The organism is Spirosoma spitsbergense DSM 19989, from assembly GCF_000374085.1.
Lineage (GTDB): Bacteria > Bacteroidota > Bacteroidia > Cytophagales > Spirosomataceae > Spirosoma > Spirosoma spitsbergense.
In genome coordinates this window covers 1-14,684 of the sequence record NZ_KB893418.1, presented here as the reverse complement: position 1 = coordinate 14,684, position 14,684 = coordinate 1, and the positions used below count along the sequence as shown (strand labels likewise).

Here is a 14,684-nt window from a genome sequence, read left to right as displayed (position 1 = left end):
GTGCGAAGTTGCTTTTGCAAGAGTTTCCTGAATTGAAGCGTCGGTATTGGGGCGGTCATTTCTGGGGTGTTGGTTACGGTGCTTGGAGCGTGGGTAGTATTACTGACGAGTTGCTACAAGCGTACTTGGATCATCACAAGGAGCATCCCAATGGGGATGAGAATTTTATTCTGGAGTAGCCCACTTAAAGTGGTATACTTTCAGTCGGTTTCAACCGAACCAGACGAATTCCATTCGTTCTTAAACCTATGGACTTCCAGTCCATAGTCGTTTAGTTTGACTTTGTGATACCAACTATTTGAGCCATAAAGTAAATAGAATCAAGTCATTAAATAGCAGGGGTAGCTCAAACGACGAATTATGTACCTTTTGGCAGAACTACCCCAAGATTGCCGATATACCCCTAAACGATAGTGTGTTTCTGGCCCGCGTTCAACTACCAGCAGGGCTAAAAACCACGTATGGAAAATCACTGGCTTACCGAACCGGCATGAGTGCTTCCGCCGACATTATTACCGACGATATCCGCCTGCTGGAAAAACTGTTTTATCAGCTCCGCAAAGTGACTAACGGACGGTAGTCAACAGGTACAGAAATTGGTCAGTGTCGCTCTTCAACGTGTATCGTAAAAACCAGTACTCAATTTACTTTCAGCAGGTTAATACCACTACGAAAAGCTACCAGTTATCGGTGTTTGGAACAGTGATTCGGTCACCATAAATTCAACAAAAAAGCCGCGCTCATCGAATCTGAGCGCGGCTTTTTTGAGGGGTGGTTGTTTCGGTACAGTCGGTAGGAAAGGGGACAAGAGACTTCTTTTCATTACCCATTCACATCTTGGCCGTTCCCAGTTTGAATCGGAGGTTTAATTGAACGGTTTTAGTCGCTGATTACGACAAGTTCAGTTAATGATGGCAATTGGCCTTTTTGTGAACGATTGCAAATGAACTAGTTTATACAAATAAGCCAATATAGGTTACGTCTTAAAACAAGTTGATTATCTGGCTATTGACGCAACAAATTGAAGAAGGCAACATTAATAAAAGGAGCTCTTAAGATGAACTTCAACTATTACCTTTGTTTATACTTGCCTAAGATCCGACTGTCCTGACAAAATAGGATACCATTTCTAGCAGGCCTATACCTTAATTCAGAGTGTGTTCTCTTAGGGGTGGTAATTTTCGTAAGGGTCGCGCTGATCTCTATCTAGTCATATTAGCAGCCTGATCATCGCTAAATTTCGTAATGGAAGAGTTTAACCAATACCCAGACCTACTTCAACGGGTTAAACAACAGATTCAACAGGCTCAAGTTAAAGTAGCTACATCCGCTAACCAACAACTCTTACTGTCTTATTGGCAGGTGGGTAGTTTAATCCTGTTTTTTCAACAGCAGCAAGGCTGGGGAGCCAAAATAATTGATCGCCTTTCGGCTGACATTCGCGAGGCGTTTCCGGGGGCTGAGGGCTTTTCAACCCGTAACCTGGGCTACATGAAGAAATTTGTGATGGCTAATCTGCCCTTAATTTTGCAACAGGGTGTTGCAAAATTACCTGAATCAGCTCAGGAGGCCATCGATGTAGCCCCCATTTTAGACAATGCAGAAAACTTTGAGCAACTGTTCTTGCGCTCAGTATTGTCCAAAATCACCTGGTCACACCACATTATCCTGCTAGATAAAGTTAAAGACCCAGGACAACGAATTTGGTATATCGAACAGACGTTAACAGGAAGTTGGGGACGAAACGTATTGCGCCATCAAATTGAGATGGATTTGTACAAACGCCAAGTAAGAACACCCAAACTGACCAACTTTGAACATACAATGGCTAAACCTCAGTCTGATCTGGCAAGACAACTATTGAAAGATCCTTATGTATTCGACTTTGTGGTAGCCACTGCCAAAGCCAAAGAGCGCGACGTGGAAAGCCAGTTAGTTCAGCATGTGAGTAAGTTTCTGCTGGAGTTGGGACAGGGCTTTGCCTTTGTGGGTCGCCAGTATCCTTTGAAAGTAGGGGATGGGGAGTACTACATCGATTTACTATTCTATCATATTCGATTGCGTTGCTACGTAGTCATCGAATTAAAAGCCAGAGACTTTGAACCGGGGGACGCTGGCCAGATTAATTTCTATGTGAATGTGGTCAACGACTATCTTCGTACCAAAGAGGATAATCCAACGATTGGTTTACTATTATGCAAAGGCAAAAACCAGGCATTGGCGGAGTATGCTCTGGCTGGCATAACCAATCCCTTAAGTGTAGCCGATTATCAATTAACCAGAGCGGTACCTGAGGAATTGCAATCGCAGCTACCTTCCATCGAAGATCTTGAGCAGGAGTTAAAAAACGAAGGTGAAGGCCTGGAATAACTGACGCTCATACTATATCGATGGAAATGGGAAATCGGTAGACTATCCATAAACCTTCATGGAAACGTTTTTTTAACCGTGTCGGCCCTAGAAGCAAAACAGATACAGCTCTCATTTTACGTTACCGATTCATATAGTCGGAATAAATAATAATCAGCAGAATGATTGTGTGGTGAGACAAAGCGGGCGTCTTGTGCTGAATTTATTCTGACCTATAAATGAACAGATCCTATGGGGGAAGGAGCGAAGAGTTATTGCTGGTAATAAATGGCAACACCAATCCGTCGCGTGCGATGGCCAATGGTTTCAGTATAAGGCTAACCCCCCATTCTTAAAAAAGATGACTTAATTTTGGGGCCAATTTTAGCCTTTAGCCAATGACAAAAAGATCGGCCATACTCGTTGGCTTGGTGACCTTGAAATTCCTGCTGCAATATGTTCTACTTCTTCCCGACTATGATTTACATCGGGATGAATTTCTGCACCTAGATCAGGCAAACCATCTCGACTGGGGGTACTTATCGGTGCCGCCTGTCACTGCCTGGTTCGCCCTGATCATTAGGTGGCTTGGTAACTCGGCTTGGGCAGTCCGATTCGTTCCGGCCTTTTTTGGGGCATTGACGATTCTGATCGTTTGGAAAACGGTGGAGGAGTTAAAAGGAAACCTATTTGCCTGTGTACTAGCGGCCACAGGTCTTCTTTTTTCCGTTTTGTTAAGGATAAACCAGCTTTTTCAGCCCAACTCCCTTGACATATTGTGCTGGACTAGCCTGTATTTTGTCTTGATTAAGTACATCAATTCCAAAGACAATCGATGGCTCTACGTTTTTGCCGCTGTCTTTGCGGTGGGCTTTCTGAATAAATACAATATTGTTTTTCTCTTGATTGGGCTATTTCCTGCATTACTACTGACCCAGCAGCGCCGTTTACTGCTCAACCGGCACGTTTATCTAGCTTTGGGGGTAAGCCTTTTGCTGGTAATGCCCAATCTGATTTGGCAATATCAACATGGCTTTCCCGTCATTCACCACATGAGGCTACTGGTTCAAACTCAGTTGGCTAACGTGAACCGGGTAGACTTCTTAAAAGAACAAATCCTGTTTTTTGTGGGCTCCTGGGTAGTGATCATCGCTGGATTATATGGACTGCTATTTTATAAGCCATTCTTAGCCTACCGATCTTTCTTTTTCGCCCTCCTATTTACCCTAACGACCTTTACTATTTTAAAAGCCAAAGGCTACTACGCTATCGGGATTTATCCGGTTTACATTGCGTTTGGCGCTGTTTTTATTTCTGTTAAACTCCAATCAGCAGTATGGATACGAGCCACGTTGATGGTGATTCCGGTTCTGTTTTTTATTCCGCTGTATCAAGTAGCTTTTCCTAATAAAACACCGCTGGAAATCGCCCAGCATCCTGAACGGTATAAAAAACTGGGACTCTTACGTTGGGAAGACGGCCAGGATCATCAGTTACCCCAGGATTTCGCGGATATGCTAGGCTGGCGTGAATTAGCAGCCAAAGTGGATGCCGCTTATGGCCGTTCTCCGGATCCAGAAAAAACGCTGGTCCTATGTGACAATTATGGACAGGCAGGCGCCATTAATTATTACACACGTCAAGACATCCGTGCTGTTACCTTTAATGCGGACTATATCAACTGGTTTGATTTGGACAAACCATATAGCCATCTCATCCGGATCAAAACGGCCGGAGCAGTGGCCGATGAACTGAAAGAGACTGGCCCCCTCTTTGTCAAAGGCTTTGTTACAGACTCGGTTAGGAGTTCTTTTGCCCGGGAGCAGGGGACAACCATTTTTGTCTTTGAATATGCTAAAGTGGATATCAATCGACGGCTAGCCAACGAGATTAAACAAGAACGGTGGTAGTCTTATCTGAAAAGGATTCGGACGTTTTCGCGAATGACTTTGAATGGCGGCCGATACCGAAAAATGATTGACTGGTAGCAGAGTACGAGTCCAATAAATAGAAATAACTGGCTTTTAATTGGACGATAGTAGTCGGTTGGAGTAGGAGGGAGGGGGTATTGAAATAAACATAAATATTACGTAAGGAAAATGCTACGAAGCATTCACCGGAAGCCTTACGAGGTAGTTTCGATCTAGTTACTTGCCAAATGAAGTCACCTAATATTGTACTTCAATAATCACTAATTTATGGTCGGTAGAATTATCTAGCAAAAGTTAATTTCAGAGATTAAATGCCGTTTGGTCATTGGGTAACGTAGATAATTTCAGTATTTAGTTTTATTTTAACAAAAAATAATTACAGTTGGTCTTATTCTTTGCCCATATACGCATTGCACATGCTAAACAAGCTGGTCACCTTTGGTTTATTCGTCCTTATCCTCTGCCACACTCTGGCTAGTGTCTTGGTGTGGGGTATCGGGTGGTGGCAGGCCGAAGGAGATCTCTCGGAACGCTTGCAGGTCTACCGATCGGTCGATAGCATTGTGGAGTTCCGGATTCCGCTTGATAACCCGGCTGATGGTAATGAAATGGCCCGCACCACCGAAGACGGGTTTCGCTACCGGGGTCACTATTACAGCGTCGTTAGTCTGGAGGTTACTAACGATACGCTGCACATTGCCGGGCTGGAAACCCGCAGTCGCCAATTCTGGTCCGACGATCTGCTGGCTTTTCTGAACGATCACCTCAATACGTCCGATACCAGTCACAATGCGAACCAACTGCTGAAATTCCTGCTTAAAGAGTACTCGCCCAACAGCCATACTGTATTTATTTTTGACCAACGACCCTGGCGCGAATCGGTTCGGATTCCGCAGACACCCGTTGTTTATGCAACGCGCTCTGCGCCCATTCATTCTCCCCCGCCCAATCAGGTTGCCTAACCGCTGGTAACCAGTACGTACGCCATCGTTGCCGAAAGGCGATCGTCAGGACCGTATGCCTGCGGCTGTTTATTTCCTATTCTCTTCTTTTCGCTGACCACCGGCTGATCACCGCTCCATTTGGCGCGTGGCTGTGCTCGTGTTTTCAGGCAATTAATTCGACTGTACAATGAATCCGCGATCCAAAAACTCGTGCAGGATTAGTCGTACCATTCATGCTGTGATCTATGAAATCAGTTTATACATCTTTATTTTTTCTGGCCTGTCTGCTGGGTGTTCTCCCGGTTAGTAAGGCCCAAAATCGCGCCATTACCGGCTTCGTTACCGATGCCCAGACGGGTAAGCCACTCGGGGGAGCCTCTGTCAGGCTCAAAGGGACGGTGCTGGGGACGGTCACCGACGAAGCAGGCCAGTTCACGCTCATTACGGTACCAACAGCCAGCCGTATCCTGCTGGTGTCGATGGTTGGTTATGGTCGAAAGGAAATTACTTCCGTTGACGGACAGCCGGTACGGGTAGCGCTCACTCCCTCGTCGGAACTCCTCGATCAGGTCGTTGTAGCTGCATCGCGCGTGGAGGAAAGCCTGTTGCGTTCACCCGTCAGTATCGAAAAACTCGATGCCCGCGCCATCCGGCAGTCGCCGTCGGCCAACTACTTTGAGGCCCTCAACAACGTGAAAGGGGTCGATATGGTCACCAGCGGCCTGACTTACCGGCAAATCAACACGCGGGGTTTCAATTCAACGGGTAACAGCCGGTTTCTGCAACTCGTCGATGGGGTCGATAACCAGTCGCCGGGCCTTGGTTTTGCCGTGGGGAATCTGTTCGGCGTTTCCGATCTGGATGTCGAATCGGCCGAGTTGATTCCGGGATCCGCGTCGGCACTCTACGGCCCAGTGGCCTTCAACGGACTGCTGTATACCCGTACGAAAAGCCCTTTCGACTACCCCGGCCTGAGTGTGCAGCAGAAAACGGGTATCAACCATGTAGCCGATCCAAGGGGTGACGGGATCAAACCATTCACCGAAACGTCCCTGCGCTACGCCAAAGCGATTGGTAATCGGTTCGCGTTCAAACTCAACGCGTCGTACCTGAAAGGCAACGACTGGTACGCAGCCGATTATACGGACATCGACCCCAATACGGTTACCGACAAACGGGGGGCGGTTAACCCCGGCCGCGACGCGCTGAATATCTACGGCGACGAGGTGGCCCAGACCCTGTCCGGCATCGGGCGCGTTTCCCGCACGGGCTATGCCGAACGGGACCTGACCAATTACGACGTCTACAGCCTGAAATTAAACGGAGCGGTGCATTACCGTATCACCAAGAATATGGAAGCCATCTACGCGCTGAACTATAGTCAGGGAACGGCGAACTACACGGGTAGCAGCCGGTTCATGCTCCAGGATTTTGGGCTTACCCAACAACGGCTCGAACTGCGGGGTGCCAACTTCTTTATTCGGGGATATTCCACGGCTGAAAATTCGAACCACTCGTATAACACCCGGTCGCTGGGGCAGCTCATTAACCGGACCTGGGTGCGGGATCTGAGCGGCAACCTCGTTACGCCCGATCAGGCCGATGCCACTTGGTTCACCCGTTATGGCGCAGCTTATAATGGAACGATCAATGGGGTAACGGCGCAAAATAACGACGCGGCCCGCGCCTTTGCCGATCAGGGCCGTTACCTGCCCGGTTCAGCCGGGTTCAACCAGCAGAAAGATAAATACATCGGTATTGCAGGGCTACAGGGAGCGGGCGTATTGAGCCAGAGCAAGCTGTACCACCTTGAAGGATTGTATGATTTTGCCCCGATCGTTAAGATAATCAGCCTTCAGGTGGGGGGCAATCTGCGCCACTACGCCATGGAAACCAACGGCACGCTCTTCGACGATAAGGTGAACAAGGTGCGGGTCGATGAATACGGCGCGTTCGTGCAGGCGGCTAAAACCCTGCTGAACGACCGCCTGAAGCTGACCCTGTCCGGCCGCTACGACAAGAACCAGAACTTCGCCGGTAACTTCACGCCCCGCGCATCAGCCGTCTATTCGGTCGGGGAGGCCCACCATTTTCGGGCCAGCTACCAGACTGGTTTTCGCAACCCGACCGTGCCTGACCAGTTTATTAAACTCAACGTCGGTCCTATCATCATTCTGGGGGGAGCACCCAATAATTCGGCGGGGCTGAATGCCTACGAAAACTCGTTTACGGCGGCTTCGGTGGGGGCATTCGGAGCTGCTTTTGGGCAGGCTGTAGGGGCGGGAACGCCGTTTCCACAGGCCGTGGCGGCAAACAAAGACAAGCTGGTGAAGTCGAACGTGGCCTACATTCGGCCCGAACAATCCCAGTCGTTCGAAGTCGGCTACAAGGGGCTGCTGGCCAACCGGCTGCTGATTGATGTGAGTTATTACCACGGCCAGTACCGCAACTTTCTGATCAATCAGGTGGTGATCCGGCCCAACAGCCCGGTGTTACTTTCCGACGGCTCGGTAAATCCGGCCGCAGCCACCGACGTGCTGTCGGCCACCAACCGGCAGGCATTTCAGCTCTACACCAATGCCGCCGACCGCGTGTCGACCGATGGAGCCAGCGCTGGTCTCACGATGTTTTTGAGCCGGGGCTACCGCCTGAACGCTAACCTGACCTGGGCGCAGTTCAACATCCTAGATGCCAATCCAAACAACATTCCAGCCTTTAACACGCCCCGCTTCAAGAGCAATATTGTGCTGAATAACGACCGGCTGACGGAGCGTGTCGGTTTCAGTCTGGCCTGGCACTGGCAGGAAGCCTTCGACTGGTACAGTACCTTTACCCAGAACCAGCCGGGCCGTATTTCGGCCTATTCACTACTCGACGCGCAGGTCAGTTACCGGGTTCCTGCGGTGAAAACAGTCGTGAAACTGGGAGCCAGTAATCTGGCCAACAATTATGTAGTGCAGGCGTATGGCTCCCCGGCTGTGGGTGGCCTGTACTACCTGACACTGACGTTTGATGAGCTGATGCGTTGATAACGAGCAAATTGGAATAATGGTAAACGGTGTTATCTCAATCGGTCAAAACACAAATAGATATGGAACAGACAGTGATTATGGTACCTGAAAGTAGCACTGGTCGGGCCGACTGGCGGTCGTTCGGGCTTTGTTTTATGGCGTATCTGCTTGGGGGAACGGTCTCGACGCTACTGTCGGTATTCCTGCCCGTTATCCTCCCCGAATTCGGGGCTGATGCGTCGTCGGGGGCGCTGCTCAATGCCGCGTTCATCTACGGCTGGGTGCTGGGCGGCCTGGGCTTCGGTTTGCTGGCCGACCGCCTGGGACGGGTGCGGGCCATCACGCTGGCTACGGTACTGGTGGGCCTGTTCACCCTGGCCAGCGTGTGGGCGACCAGTTGGCCGATGCTGGCCGGGTTCCGGTTCATGGCCGGTATGGGCGTTGGTGGGGTGCTGGTCGTCACGACGATTTATCTGTCCGAAATCTGGCCCGAGCAAGGTCGTCCGGTCGTGCTGGGCCTGCTGGCCATGTCGTTTCCGGTGGGTATCGTGCTGGCCGGTAGCCTGAACCTGCTGGTGACGCAGTGGCGGCAGGCATTTTATCTGGGGCTGCTACCCCTTGCGCTGACACTGCTGATGGCTGCGCTGCTGCCCGAATCGACCCACTGGCAAACGGCCCGCCGGACGGGCATTACCGGTACGCAGTCGATCTGGCAACCCCAATACCGGACCTCACTTGTGCAGGGCAGTCTTATTTTCAGCGCGGTGCTGGTCGGTTTGTGGGCCATTTTTTCGTGGACACCCTCGTGGGTACAAACCCTGTTCACCCACGAAGCCGACGCCCGGCAGGCTCGGGGCCTGACTATGATGCTGTTTGGGCTGGGAGGTATTGTCGGCGGGGCCGTATCGGGCCTGCTGGTCAACCGGCTGGGCATGCGCCCAACGCTACTGAGCACGTTTGCCGGTTGTCTGCTGGGGTGCTGGCTGCTGTTTGATACGAATCAGATTTTCTCCCCCGTTGTGTACGCCGAAACGGCCTTGCTGGCGCTTTGTTTTGGTATTAGTCAGGGAACGCTGTCGAGTTTCGTGCCGCTGCTGTTTCCCGTGGCAATCCGGGCAACGGCAACGGGTTTCTGCTTCAACGTAGGGCGTGTGCTCACGGCAACGGGCGTGTTTTTCGTGGGTTCCCTGGTTGCTGTATTCGGCGGATTGGGAAATACCCTGCTCTTCTTTTCGCTAACGTTCGCGCTGGCCTTTGTGGCTACCTGGTTCAGTCGCCGAACGACATCAGGTATCGACTATCAATCCTAACACACATAAAAATGCCTCATATTCAACTTCCTGACGATGTACCCGGTATCCGGAGTCTTGTTATGTACCGTCCCGATACGGGCAAACCCCTTTATGACCTGGCGCAGGTGCTGCTGCGTGGCGACTCACCTCTGAGCACGGCCGAGCGCGAATTGATTGCGACCTATGTATCGGCCCGCAATCACTGCAATTTCTGCACGCAAAGCCACGAGGCTGCCGCCCGTGCGCTCTTCGGCGACGAGCGCGAGGTGGTCGACTTTGTGCTGAATGAATACGAAACGGCTCCTGTTTCCGATAAGATGAAGGCCTTGCTCACCATTGCAGGTCGGGTGCAGACCGATGCCCGAACCGTGAGTGATGCCGATGTTACCCGCGCCCGGGAGCATGGAGCAACCGACCGGGATATTCACGATACGGTCCTGATTGCAGCCACGTTCTGTATGTTCAATCGCTACGTTGATGGCCTGGCTACCCTTTCGCCGACCGATTCAGCCGTTTATGAGCCAATGGGCGAACGACTGGCGCAGCAGGGGTATGCGTTGCCCAACCCGGCTCCTCAGCTATAAAAAAACAAAAAAGAACGACCGTTAAGGCGCCCTATTCAGCCGACTTATCATAGGTTAACTAAGCGTATTCTCCGCCTGTACTGCGGGCAGGACATTTTTCTGATGATAAATATAGGCAATAAACCAGGCATATTTTCTGATGGCACATATTCAGTTACCCGAAGGATTACCCGGTATTCGGGGGCCGATGGCATTCAGCCCCGAAACCACAAAGCCACTCAATTTACTGGTCGATCAACTGCTTTGGTCACCCGACAATACGCTCAGCCGGGGTGAACGCGAACTGATTGCCACCTACGTATCCTCAGAAAACGACTGTCAGTACTGCCAGGCCATCCACGGGGCCATTGCCAGCCACTGCCTCGGCGACGACGACTGGAATCTGGTCCGGCAGGTGAAAGACAATCCCGAAACCGCGCCCATCTCTGGGAATATGAAGGCCCTGCTGGCCATTGCGGGCAGCGTTCAAAAGGGGGGTAAACATGTCTCGACCGACCAGATCGAGCGGGCAAAAACGCTGGGAGTAACGGATAAGGAAATCCACGACACAGTGCTGATTGCCGCGGCTTTTTGCATGTTCAACCGCTACGTGGACGGACTGGGTACCTGGATGCCCGACGATCCGGCGATGTTTCGGCAACGGGCCGCCCTGGTGGCCGAGCACGGTTATTCGGCGGCTAACCCAACTCCAGCCTTCATACCGACTCCCGTATGAAAACGCGCTATTGGTTCCTAACCGGTGTTTTGTTGCTAAGTTTGCTCGAAGCGGCCCGGGTCTATTTTATCATGCCCTTTCCGGGCAGCCAGCTCGACGACGCGGCCAGTCTGAATCGACTGGAAACGGCGTACTGGCTGTATCAGTACACGCCCTGGCTCCGGTTGGCTGGTATACTGCTGTTACTGCTAGCGGCCTATCGGCTGCTCACGAAACCTGCCCGGCTCTGGGAGCGCTGGATTGTAGCAGGTGGGGTTGTGCTTTATAGTGCTGTGCTGTACATGATCAACGGAGAGATGATGGCCGACCAGATGTTTCAGCAACCCATTCATAAACGGGTAGTCTCGCTGAAACAGAACAAAATTCCGCTCACTAAACTCGTACTCGGGTTTGAGTCGGCGGGGCAGGCAACGGCCTACCCTATTCAATTGATTGGGTATCACCACCAGGTACGCGATACGGTAGGCGGTCGATCCATCATGGTGACCTACTGCACCGTTTGCCGGACCGGTCGGGTGTTCAGTCCGGCACCGGACGGAAAAGTCGATGACTTTCGATTAGTCGGCATGGACCATTTCAATGCGATGTTTGAGGATAAACGCACGGGTAGCTGGTGGCGGCAGGCTACGGGCGAAGCGGTGGTAGGTCCCCTGAGTGGACAGCAGCTCCCTGAACTCGGAGCCCGCCAGATGACCCTCGGCGAATGGGTGGTTGAGCACCCCAACACCCGCGTCCTACAAGCCGACCCCACGTTTACCGAAGAGTTCGACCACATGAAGAACTACGATAGGGGGCTTTCAAAAGGCAAGCTTACCCGGCGCGATTCGGCTTCCTGGCAACCTAAGTCATGGGTTGTCGGTATCGAGTGGGGAGAAGCCGCCAAAGCCTTCGACTGGAATCAGTTGCAAACCAGCCGCGTTCTGAGTGGCAACGTAGGCACAGAGCCGGTGCTGCTAACGATGGCCCCCGACAGTGCTTCTTTCGGGGCCTGGAGTCGACGGGTTGACGAAAAAACACTCACGTTTACCTGCACCAATCGGCGACTCACCGACCAGCAAACCGGTTCGGTCTGGACCTGGCGGGGGACTTGCGTGGCGGGTCCCTTACTAGGATATCAACTCGCGTTTATCCCAAAAGCCTACCAGGAATTCTGGCATTCGTGGCGGTCGTTTCACCCTCAAACCGAGCAGGCACTCGCTGTGTCTGAGCGGCCCGTTAGCCAACGCCAGCCACACTAACTAATACTCGCAGTATCCGGTAATTCAGAAAATTGCAATTACAAAACTTCTTCCCGCATGAAAATGAATAAGTGGAAACTCGCGTTGCTGGTCTGGTCTCATCATCATGACTATCGAAACCCTGCTGGGCTTTTTTCTGCACGCTGGCGTGTTGGGTGACTTCAGTCAGGAATCATTCGAATTATAGCTGGCCTGCATTCCGGTTGTCTTCTTTTTTGGGCCATTGGGGGCGATTGTGATCCCAAGTTTCCCCGTCATCTGATCGCCCGGCTGCTCTACGGGATTCTATTTGTTCAGTTCATCAGAGCTATCCTCGTCATTCGGCCCTCGGCACTTCAGCTGTTGCTTTGCGCGCTGACGCTGTCAGGAGGGCTGGGGTTGTTCGCTTTACATCGCTCGCTTACGGCGCAATATCGCTGGGTGAGTGTCCCCCTACTTCAGGTGATTATAGCCTTGGGGTAACCGGTTATACCCGTTGGTTGTGATCCGCTCACCGAGTTTAGCGTAAAACGCCGGATCTGTGGGAGTTACGCTGGCGGTGCCATCGACGTATTTGTTGTATAGACAGAACAAAGCCGCAATCAGGACGGTGTCGTGAATTTCGCGGTCGGTAGCCCCGGCGTCTTTAGCCAGCGATACCGCTTCAGCACTTACATCCTGGCCGCTCTGCTGCACTAAGGCCGCTATGTGCAGTAGAGCTTTTATCTTGTCGGAGACCGGAGCCGACTCGTAATCCTGCTTGACCAGTTCGCAGGTTTCGGTATCGCCGAGGAGTATATTGGCTGCTGCCGTATGGGCAGTAGTACAAAACCGGCACTCGTTGCGATGCGATACCAGCGAGGCAATCAGTTCGCGTTCGCCTTCAGTCAACGTAGATTCACCGCGTAACAGGATCTGAGTCAGTTCGCGGATTGGACCAGCCGAATCGGGTCGGTATTCGAGCAAGCCGGTAATGCCCGGCAGGTGAGCTTCGAGGGGTATGTGGGGCATAGGACGCGAAAAATTGGTATAAATGTACTGGTAAAGATATCGATTTATTCACCTAGGAGAGCATGACGTATGCGACGGATTAAGTTGGACAGATAGTGAAATTTTGTGCATTGAGTCCCAATCCGAATCGGAAGTTAAAATGAACCAAAGTCACTTATCATGCACATTAGAGTTAGTCAGTGGCTTTTACTACCTGTCAACTCTAATCCGTAGCATACGAGTTTTGCTCATCCGTTAATTAATGCTAAAAAATCGGCGCATAATTTGCGTAGTCAAATAGCTACATATATATTGTAGCCAAATAGCTACGCAATGAATTTAAGACGAAACGTATTCCAGGCCATCGCCGACCCCACCAGAAGGGCTATCCTGTTGTTGGTAGCTTCTCAAGCCATGACTGCCGGTGCCATAGCTTCGAACTTTGGTACCTCCAGACCGACTGTGTCAAAGCACTTACACATTCTCACCGAGTGTGAATTGCTAAAACAGGCCCAACAGGGCCGGGAAATTTATTATCACTTACATGCGCAAAACATGAAAGAGATAGCTGATTTCATTGAGCCCTTCCGGAAGATATGGGATGACCGGTTTAACAAACTGGAAATGATCATGAAACGACACCAACTCAACGAATAGACTACTATGGAGCTAAAAACAAGGGTTTATGCTGAAACTGGCAAACAGGAATTACTCATTACGCGGGAATTCGATCTGCCCGTGGAGCTGCTCTTTAAAGCGTATGTAGCGCCCGACATTGTGGAGCAGTGGATGGGAACAAAAGTGCTGAAACTGGAGAATAAAAAGCATGGTAGCTGGAACTTTGAGACGACCGATTCCAAAGGAAACAAACATGGCTTCCATGGGGTCATCCATGAGTTTAGCTCAAACCAGAAAATAACCCGGACCTTTGAAATGGAGAATTCACCTTTTCCTGCTCAACTTGAATTTCTAGAATTTGACAAACTGACCGCCAATACTAGCCAACTTCGTATGCACATCGTGTACCGATCGGTCGCACTCAGAGACCAGATGGTACAGCTACCCTTTGCAAAAGGGTTGACTATGGCCCACAACCGATTACAGGCGTATTTCAGCCGCTAAACCGAATGAACTATGTCAACAAAAAATAAAATCATTTACTGGATTGCCACCGGCTGGCTGGCCTTAGGTATGCTGTCCACGGGTATCGTGCAGTTATCAGCAACGGAACAAGAAATTAGAAACATAAGGCAATTGGGTTTTCCTGCCTATCTGCTGGCCCTACTAGGCATCTGGAAGCTGCTGGGCGTTGTAGCGGTGCTTGCTCCGAAGTTTCCTTTAGTAGAGTTGGTGTAAGTTGACTTTCAGTCAGTTAGGGTCTTTTAGGGANCCCGCCGATTTGAACCTAAGTTACTCATTCATGCTTAGCTACCAACATATTTGTAATGACCGCCAGTGGAAAGCGACTACCGGCTTGACCAGTCAGCAGTTTCACTTGCTGGCTTACCATTTTGGCGAATCCTATGAGTTTATTCATGGACTCTCCATCAACGAGTTAGCCGATAATATTGAGGTAGAACTCAAGCTAGCTACTTACCCGGACTGCCTGTTTTTCATCCTGTTTCAGCTGAAAAATGGCTTATCCTACGAT

Annotated in this window: 15 protein-coding genes; 14 read left to right on the top strand and 1 reads right to left on the bottom strand. The window is 50.8% G+C overall.

Annotated features, from left to right (window positions below):
* The 10 genes from B157_RS34510 to B157_RS0105405 form a co-directional block, all read left to right on the top strand.
* A partial coding sequence (locus tag B157_RS34510) for a transposase (protein ID WP_020602361.1) occupies positions 1–179 on the top strand: 179 nt, incomplete at its 5' end.
* Between the two features lie 119 nt (positions 180–298).
* Positions 299–580 carry a hypothetical protein gene (locus tag B157_RS37095; RefSeq protein ID WP_245565030.1) on the top strand — a complete coding sequence of 94 codons (282 nt, stop codon included), beginning with the start codon at positions 299–301 and terminating at the stop codon, positions 578–580.
* A gap of 665 nt (positions 581–1,245) precedes the next feature.
* On the top strand, positions 1,246–2,370 hold the full coding sequence (locus B157_RS0105440; RefSeq protein WP_020602359.1) for a PDDEXK nuclease domain-containing protein: 1,125 nt from the start codon (positions 1,246–1,248) through the stop codon (positions 2,368–2,370).
* A gap of 377 nt (positions 2,371–2,747) precedes the next feature.
* Entirely contained in the window at positions 2,748–4,259 is a 1,512-nt protein-coding gene (locus B157_RS0105435) for a glycosyltransferase family 39 protein (RefSeq protein WP_020602358.1), read from the top strand.
* 437 nt (positions 4,260–4,696) lie between these two features.
* On the top strand, positions 4,697–5,242 hold the full coding sequence (locus B157_RS0105430; protein ID WP_020602357.1) for a hypothetical protein: 546 nt from the start codon (positions 4,697–4,699) through the stop codon (positions 5,240–5,242).
* 227 nt (positions 5,243–5,469) lie between these two features.
* Positions 5,470–8,253, top strand: coding sequence for a TonB-dependent receptor (locus tag B157_RS0105425; RefSeq protein ID WP_020602356.1), 2,784 nt, complete (start codon positions 5,470–5,472; stop codon positions 8,251–8,253).
* Between the two features lie 62 nt (positions 8,254–8,315).
* Complete coding sequence (locus B157_RS0105420; RefSeq protein ID WP_020602355.1) at positions 8,316–9,545, top strand: MFS transporter; 1,230 nt, start codon at positions 8,316–8,318, stop codon at positions 9,543–9,545.
* 11 nt (positions 9,546–9,556) lie between these two features.
* Entirely contained in the window at positions 9,557–10,111 is a 555-nt protein-coding gene (locus tag B157_RS0105415; RefSeq protein WP_020602354.1) for a carboxymuconolactone decarboxylase family protein, read from the top strand.
* 139 nt (positions 10,112–10,250) lie between these two features.
* Positions 10,251–10,826 (top strand): carboxymuconolactone decarboxylase family protein, encoded by a 576-nt coding sequence (locus B157_RS0105410; RefSeq protein ID WP_020602353.1) that lies wholly within the window; start codon positions 10,251–10,253, stop codon positions 10,824–10,826.
* Positions 10,823–12,064 (top strand): DUF3179 domain-containing (seleno)protein, encoded by a 1,242-nt coding sequence (locus tag B157_RS0105405; protein WP_020602352.1) that lies wholly within the window; start codon positions 10,823–10,825, stop codon positions 12,062–12,064. Before B157_RS0105410 ends, B157_RS0105405 begins: the two co-directional genes overlap by 4 nt.
* A gap of 432 nt (positions 12,065–12,496) precedes the next feature.
* Here the strand turns inward: B157_RS0105405 and B157_RS0105395 are convergent, their stop codons facing one another.
* Positions 12,497–13,054: a carboxymuconolactone decarboxylase family protein gene (locus B157_RS0105395; protein WP_020602351.1), complete on the bottom strand. Its 558-nt coding sequence runs from the start codon at positions 13,052–13,054 to the stop codon at positions 12,497–12,499.
* A 312-nt stretch (positions 13,055–13,366) separates the two neighbouring features.
* Between B157_RS0105395 and B157_RS0105390 the strand changes: the two genes are divergently transcribed.
* The 4 genes from B157_RS0105390 to B157_RS34495 all read left to right on the top strand — a co-directional run.
* Positions 13,367–13,690 carry an ArsR/SmtB family transcription factor gene (locus tag B157_RS0105390; protein WP_020602350.1) on the top strand — a complete coding sequence of 108 codons (324 nt, stop codon included), beginning with the start codon at positions 13,367–13,369 and terminating at the stop codon, positions 13,688–13,690.
* A 6-nt stretch (positions 13,691–13,696) separates the two neighbouring features.
* Entirely contained in the window at positions 13,697–14,155 is a 459-nt protein-coding gene (locus B157_RS0105385) for an SRPBCC domain-containing protein (RefSeq protein ID WP_020602349.1), read from the top strand.
* Between the two features lie 12 nt (positions 14,156–14,167).
* On the top strand, positions 14,168–14,389 hold the full coding sequence (locus tag B157_RS34500; RefSeq protein ID WP_020602348.1) for a DoxX family protein: 222 nt from the start codon (positions 14,168–14,170) through the stop codon (positions 14,387–14,389).
* Between the two features lie 64 nt (positions 14,390–14,453).
* The coding region (locus B157_RS34495; protein ID WP_026308703.1) for a hypothetical protein at positions 14,454–14,684 on the top strand (231 nt) is incomplete at its 3' end.

Coding starts and splice junctions, on each gene's coding strand:
- B157_RS0105435 (WP_020602358.1), top strand. CDS start 2,748: ATGACAAAAAGATCGGCCATACTCGTTGGCTTGGTGACCTTGAAATTC.
- B157_RS0105390 (WP_020602350.1), top strand. CDS start 13,367: ATGAATTTAAGACGAAACGTATTCCAGGCCATCGCCGACCCCACCAGA.
- B157_RS0105420 (WP_020602355.1), top strand. CDS start 8,316: ATGGAACAGACAGTGATTATGGTACCTGAAAGTAGCACTGGTCGGGCC.
- B157_RS0105410 (WP_020602353.1), top strand. CDS start 10,251: ATGGCACATATTCAGTTACCCGAAGGATTACCCGGTATTCGGGGGCCG.
- B157_RS0105415 (WP_020602354.1), top strand. CDS start 9,557: ATGCCTCATATTCAACTTCCTGACGATGTACCCGGTATCCGGAGTCTT.
- B157_RS0105425 (WP_020602356.1), top strand. CDS start 5,470: ATGAAATCAGTTTATACATCTTTATTTTTTCTGGCCTGTCTGCTGGGT.
- B157_RS0105385 (WP_020602349.1), top strand. CDS start 13,697: ATGGAGCTAAAAACAAGGGTTTATGCTGAAACTGGCAAACAGGAATTA.
- B157_RS0105395 (WP_020602351.1), bottom strand. CDS start 13,054: ATGCCCCACATACCCCTCGAAGCTCACCTGCCGGGCATTACCGGCTTG.
- B157_RS0105430 (WP_020602357.1), top strand. CDS start 4,697: ATGCTAAACAAGCTGGTCACCTTTGGTTTATTCGTCCTTATCCTCTGC.
- B157_RS34500 (WP_020602348.1), top strand. CDS start 14,168: ATGTCAACAAAAAATAAAATCATTTACTGGATTGCCACCGGCTGGCTG.
- B157_RS0105405 (WP_020602352.1), top strand. CDS start 10,823: ATGAAAACGCGCTATTGGTTCCTAACCGGTGTTTTGTTGCTAAGTTTG.
- B157_RS0105440 (WP_020602359.1), top strand. CDS start 1,246: ATGGAAGAGTTTAACCAATACCCAGACCTACTTCAACGGGTTAAACAA.